We start from the raw sequence: 5,362 nt of genomic DNA on the forward strand, positions 1-5,362 counted from the left end.
TCCATCAGCTGATTGCGATACATTTCCAAATCTGATCCAAAATCAATACCAGCATATTCTTGAAGTGATTGCATGTTATCCAATATATTTTGAATATCATCCATCATTTCCATATACCAATAAAACTTCTCATACTTAAGAAAGTCTGTCGTTGTTTTATCTTGATATACCGTATGTCTTATATTCTTTATAACGCTTACACAAAACCTGATTTTATCCGTATATGCATAGGTATTGTTATATTTAAGCTCTATAGATTTATCATATGCTGAAAAAACTTGTTTCTTTGCGGCAGTTACTTCATCGATAAAGAAAACTATGTTTTTTCTTATTTCTTCAGCATTATTTTTTATAGAAATCAAAAACCTTCTTGTCAGGATATTTCCCTTGATATGAAAGAAGGTGTAATCTTCTTTCAAGTCTATTGCACGATTTATTTCTGCCAAAGCAAGTTCTTCATCTTCAACCAAGAAATGATAATATCTCGCTCTATTGCTATATACATATGGATCATATGGAAACGAATCGCACAAACACGCAAATATTGCCCCCTTTTCTTCGGGAGTGCCTAAGTCTTCGATGGCATCTGCAAAGTGAACTCTCTTGATTTTACTATCTGTTTGCTGGAAAAAAATTTTTTGTAGGATATCATGAATACTGGCATGTTCGTGATATGGTAGAAAATCTTGAATAGTTTTTAACAAGGATTCTTTCAAGTTATTCTTCCAGCCTGATTTATTTTTCATATGCAAGCTACATATATATTGTAGGACAACCTGAGCAACACAATGGTGAATGATTCTAACCCCCACTGAAGAAAATATCAACAAGGTCTTTTGATCCCCTGTGAAACGATTCTCCAGCTTCATTCGACCAACACATCCTGCCGATTCACTTGGCAAAGCAAATAAAGGCACTTCGCATCCTGCATACACTTGTACCACAGACAAAAGTCGAAAGACTTTTTCTTGATACTCATCCAATTTGGACAAATGGCTTGCAACATAATCATCCAGTTTAATAAAGTTTGACTCATAAGTAGTTAATGCATATAAAAAGGGCGTTTGAGATGTGTTTTTATCCATGCTCATTAGACACAACGCATTACGTCGTTGTGTTTTTTCATATGAGTCTATATCAAGCTTACTAAGACGATCCATATAAAGATGTCCAAAAGCCTCTTTTTCACTTCTATCTAAATTTTCTGGTAAATAATAGGAATTTGAATTATTTTCTTTGTTATACGAATATAAATACCTCTTTACAAATAGAATCAGCACCTGTACTTGTTCCACTTGAAGAGCCTGTTTCAAGTCCTCAACAATCTGCTCATCGATATTGATTTGGTCAATGACAAGAAGCATGGGGGATTTTTCTGTGTCTGTATAAATAGACTTCAGGCGTTCAACGGTGCCTGTTGAGTATTTATGAAGAACAACCACAGGGCATTTATCGTGAAAATGCCAAGCCAGCATACGCGCTATCGTTGTTGCTCCAGCTCCTGCTTGGTATTCAAAGCGAATCATATTGGCTCGATTATTTTTGGGTGACAATCGGTTTGTTATTGCCTCTACCAACTCGTCATATTTTCCTCTTTTTACAGCAATACAGGGGTTCATCCTATTCCAAGGAATTACACCACCACAAAAGAATTTATTTTCCTCATCAATTCCTACACTTCGATTATCAAAAGAAATTTTTTCATATAATGGTTCTAATTCCTCATCAATCCAACTTCTGCGATTGATTTCCTTCATTACACCTGTACTAGTGGGCAATCTATACATTTCATCCATATCCCGGGGTTCATATTTATCAAACAAATGAAATACAGAAAAAATTCCGTGCAAAGTTCCTTGTGCTCTGATATACCCGTTTTCTTCACTTCTGTCGAACTCACTCGTCCATTGAATGGTAATATATTTTCCAAACAGAGGATTATCTTCATGAGCTCCTACAACACAATCGACAATAATAGAAAATTCATCATCCATCAATAAAGAAACATAAATAAGAGGCTTTTGTGCATTCTGATTTATATACGAAAGAACTGATTCAACCTTGCGGAAATATTCTTTTCTCCATTCACGCGCAGTGACCGAAATATCGTTTTTATTTTTTTCAGCGCCAGCCAAAAACCAAAGCAATGTTTTTCCTTCTGAAAAAGTTTGTACGCGATATTCATCGGAAGTAAGTGTATGAACAGAGATCTTCTTATCCATACTATGATGAATATGATGGTAAAATTCATTAGTTTCCGAGCCCCGCTGCATATCAACAATCAAGCTCCAGTTAATTTTTCCCAATAAAGCATACTTAGACTCATCTATTTTCTGGCTATCATTTCCCCAAAAGAGTACATAATTATACCTATCTACATCAAATTTTTCCAAATCACTGAAAAGAACACTATATTTATCTTGCGAGGAATTATTCATCCATTCAGTAATTTCTACGATATCCCGCTCATCAGCCTCATGGTTACTGGAAGAATACCGACAATAAATAGTATCCTTCTTAATTTTATCTCCATAATCTTTCATAGAGTAATAGGGTCCCTCTGTGCCAACGCCGACTTCAATAATACCCAAGATATATTTCTTATACCTAAAATGATAATATGAAAAGATAGGAAGTCTAGGACCTATATTTGACTTTAGGAATGTTAAGAAACTATTTTCATCCACAGAGGTATCCACATTTTGAAAATAATTGTATCCATCTTGCTGCTGTACTCCAATTACAATATATGCAGATTCCTCGCGAACTGTATTTGCCATGCACAAAATATCCTTTAAGAAACTGATGCGACCACGTTCTTCATCCATAGCATATATCTGCTGCTTAAAATCACAAATAGATGTTTCTGTGCTGGAAAGCAGTTTTTCCATACGTTCATTGCTCATTGTGTGATTCATGAGATTTTATCCTCCTCTTGCAATAATATCTCAAGCAACTCAAACTTCGCAGGTAAACAAGCAACTGTAATCTTAGAAGATACGTTTTCCAATAAAATAGCACGAGCTAATACAATATTTTCTCAGGTGTTGCCACATCAGCCGTCTTCTTCACACTGCAAATGCCTACCATTTCTGCGGCTTCTCACTTCAAGCATCTTCCTCGTCGCATCTTCTCCGTCTTCGCGTCCCTCATGAGCACAGATAGCATCAAGATCCCCTTTTTCAAACCTTGATGATATTTATGCCTCCACCACCTCTGGTGTGTTATATTTGGAGCACTAGCTAAAGAGACTGCGACCACACAATCTTATCCTCCGCATCGATATCCTCCCCCGTCTGGATCTCCATCACCTTCAGCAGTGTCTCCGCGCGTATCGTATGGAAAGCCCCCCTCGGGATACGCACTGTCTGCCCCTCGGCCACTGCAAACTCATTGCCATCGAGCTTCACCCAGCCGCGCCCCTCGATCACTGTCCACGTTTCATCGCGGCGCTCGTGCAAATGATAGGTAAGCGCGCGCCCAGGACTGAGTGTAATCTTGATCGTTAGACTTTCTGTTTCTGCGTCAATGATACGGAACTCGCCCCATGATTTTTCTGCATACATCACAGGCGTATGCAGACGTTCCGCGTACGGTTTCATTGCACTCGAACGTTTCTTGTCTGCAATGAGGATGCCCTCAGGGCTCGCTGCAACCACAACATTCTTCAGCCCCATGCAAAGGATCGGCATGGGGAGCGTATTTACGACATGAACATTCGTGCAGGTCTCATCCAGCATAACACGCCCGATCGTGTTCTCCGGCATCACTTCGGCAAGCGTATTCCACGTCCCAATATCAAGCCATGTACCACTATAACGCTGCACAACAATACTGGATTCCTTTTCAACGACTGCATAATCAAAGCTGATTCTGGTCAACTCCTCATAGCGATTGAACAAATCCTCATAGTCCGTATAGTCAAGCAGTTCACGGGCTTTATCAAGAGCATAGCCCAGCTTGAATGCAAAAACACCGCTGTTCCACAGCGCCCCCTGCGCAATATATTTCTCAGCGGTTTCTTTATCCGGTTTTTCTTTAAACGCCTGTACCTTACTTTGTTTTTCCTGAGAAAGAGGCATAATATAGCCATACTTCTCACTCGGATAGGTCGGCTCAACCCCCATCAGCACAAGATTTGCCGCCCCCTCTTGTTCAGCCTCCTTGAGCAGTTGAAGCACCGCATGAAAATAGCCCTCATCGACATAGGGATCAGCAGGACAAATCGCCACTGCCTCATCGAGAGGAACACCACTCACCTCGTGTAAATATGCAGAAACCAGCGCAATCGCCGGAAACGTATCCCGCCTGCATGGCTCGATGGAGATATTGACACCCGTGCCAAGCTGACGCCGAATCAGGGATGTTTGCTCTTGCGCCGTCGCAACCGTAATAGGAACATCCGGAGCAGCACTCCGTACCTGACGACAAACACGCTGAATCATTGATTCGCGTGATCCATCTTCCAATGGCAAAAGGCGCAGAAATTGTTTTGAGTATAGTTCATTGGACAACGGCCACAGGCGTTTGCCTGCCCCACCTGAAAGTAATACTATCTGCATATTATCCCCCCCTTCTTTATCATGGCTACCATAAATTTTTGAAATTATCTTGAACTGAAATTTCGATCTTTTGATTTGCAAAGTTTGAGTTAGTTACATAATCTACGAATCAATGCAATCAAAAGATCTGTAAACTTTCTTCTCCCCCATTCAATCAATGCACATATAAGAAAGACAGTTATAACGCTAATCCCCCAATGGATGGCATAAAAAGGGCTATTATAGTATACGGGAGTCTGAAGCCATTGATGCCACAAATGTTCTCTCACAAAGATATTATCATGGATTAAATATACGCCAAACGTCAAGGGTGCAAAAAAACGAATCCACAAAGCATATTTATTAGAAAAAATATTAACCTTGATAAAGAAAAGGAAAAAAGAAACCGACGCAATTAAGTTAATTGGGGAGTTGTATTTATAAAAGATTGATAATATATCGTACGATGGGGATTCCCACGAAATAAACTTCAATAAAAACATGAACGAGAGAAACATGAACAAGCATGACAATATATATATATATATATACATCGTCATGCCTTTATCCTCTCTTTGAAACAATCTAATATATCCACCTATCAAATATACAACAATAAACCATACGAGAGAAAAACCCGAGTGTACCTGATATACATCACCAATAAACGAATATATAGAAAAAAGGATTATCAGAATTCCTATTAGCTTTTTTGCATCAAAACTATTTAAGCCCTTGAGCATACGGTTAATATACGGATGTAACAAGTACACCCCTATATACATAGTAGCAAACCAGTAGGCGTTTCCTTTGATCGGAAG

The 5,362-nt window shown here is 39.1% G+C and carries 3 protein-coding genes; all 3 read right to left on the minus strand.

All coding sequences use genetic code 11. The annotated features are described in order from the left end of the window. A partial coding sequence (locus AXF19_RS00835; protein WP_172837340.1) for an AlbA family DNA-binding domain-containing protein occupies positions 1–2,918 on the minus strand: 2,918 nt, incomplete at its 3' end. Positions 2,919–3,242: 324 nt separating this feature from the next. Next, positions 3,243–4,562, minus strand: a complete 1,320-nt coding sequence (locus AXF19_RS00840) for a sugar phosphate nucleotidyltransferase (RefSeq protein WP_066843771.1) — start codon at positions 4,560–4,562, stop codon at positions 3,243–3,245. 89 nt (positions 4,563–4,651) lie between these two features. Then, a partial coding sequence (locus tag AXF19_RS15935) for an acyltransferase family protein (RefSeq protein WP_172837341.1) occupies positions 4,652–5,362 on the minus strand: 711 nt, incomplete at its 5' end.

Origin of the sequence: Selenomonas sp. oral taxon 126, assembly GCF_001683335.1 — a bacterium.
In the GTDB taxonomy this organism is placed as follows: domain Bacteria; phylum Bacillota; class Negativicutes; order Selenomonadales; family Selenomonadaceae; genus Centipeda.

Bases quoted from the DNA above. Each gene is read 5' to 3' on its own strand.
- AXF19_RS00840 (WP_066843771.1), bottom strand. From the start codon at position 4,562: ATGCAGATAGTATTACTTTCAGGTGGGGCAGGCAAACGCCTGTGGCCG.